Raw genomic sequence first — 1,283 nt, forward strand, 5'->3', positions numbered from 1 at the left:
TGGCGACGTGGCTGGGCAAGGGACTGATCGCCTGCATCATGCCCTTGGCGGCGGTGCGCGCGGGGCTGGTGCATGTGCCGATCAACCCGGTGCTGCGCCGGGCGCAGGCCGCGCATATCCTGGCAGACAGCGGCGCCGCGTTGTTGCTGGGCAATGCCGGCCGGCTGGAAACCCTGCTGCCCGGCGATGCCGCAGCAGCGGCCGTGCATGATGAAGCGGCGGTGCTGGCCGCGCTCGATGCCCAGCAACAGCTGCCACCCTCGGCCGCGCTGCCGCACACCCTGGCGGCGATCCTTTATACCAGCGGTTCCACCGGCAAGCCCAAGGGCGTCATGCTCAGCCAGGCCAACCTGTGGCTCGGCGCGATCAGCGTGGCGCATTACCTGGGGCTTGCGGCCGACGATCGCGTGCTGGCGGTGCTGCCGCTAGCTTTCGATTATGGCCAGAACCAGTTGCTGTCGGCCTGGGCGGCGGGGGGCTGCGCCGTGCCGCTCGATTACCTGATGCCGCGCGATGTGGTGCGCGCAGTGACGCGCCATGGCATCACCACGCTGGCCGGGGTGCCGCCGCTGTGGCTGCAACTGATCGAATGCGCCTGGCCCGAGCATGCCGGGCAAACCTTGCGCCGGCTGACCAACAGCGGCGGGGCGCTCACCCCCGATCTGGTGCGGCGCCTGCGCACGCTGTTTCCCGCCGCGCGCCTGTTTGCGATGTACGGCCTGACCGAGGCGTTCCGCTCCACCTATCTCGATCCAGCGCTGATCGATGCGCACCCCACCGCGATCGGCACGGCGATTCCCTTTGCCGAGGTCATGGTGGTGAGCGATGCCGGCACCGCGGCGGCCGACGGGGAAGAGGGCGAACTGGTGCACGCCGGGCCGCTGGTGGCGCAAGGCTATTGGCAGGACGATGCCCGCACCGCCGAACGCTTTCGCCCGGCGCCGTCGTTTTCGCAGATGGGCGGCATCGCGGTGTGGTCTGGCGACAGGGTGCGGCGCGATGCCCAGGGGCTGCTCCATTTCGTGGGCCGGCGCGACGCCATGATCAAGACCTCGGGCCACCGCGTCAGCCCGCAAGAGGTGGAGGAGGCCGCGCTTGCCACTGGCCTTGTGGCCGAAGTGGTGGCGCTGGGCCTGCCCGATGCGGCGCTGGGTCAGGCGATTCATCTGGTCTGCCGTGCCGTGCCTGGCGCGGGGGAAGACGATGCCGCGCTGCGCGCCGCCATGGCCCAGGATGTGCCGGCCTTCATGCTGCCGCGCGCGGTGCACTGGCGCGCGGCGCTG

1 protein-coding gene is annotated in these 1,283 nt (G+C 70.8%); it reads left to right on the forward strand.

Annotation, left to right across the window (positions count from 1 at the left end):
• Nucleotides 1-1,283: AMP-binding protein (locus tag H926_RS29915; protein WP_043611012.1), on the forward strand; the 1,283-nt coding region annotated here is incomplete at both ends.

Source organism: Novosphingobium sp. B-7, assembly GCF_000410615.1.
GTDB classification, from domain to species: Bacteria; Pseudomonadota; Alphaproteobacteria; order Sphingomonadales; family Sphingomonadaceae; genus Novosphingobium; species Novosphingobium capsulatum.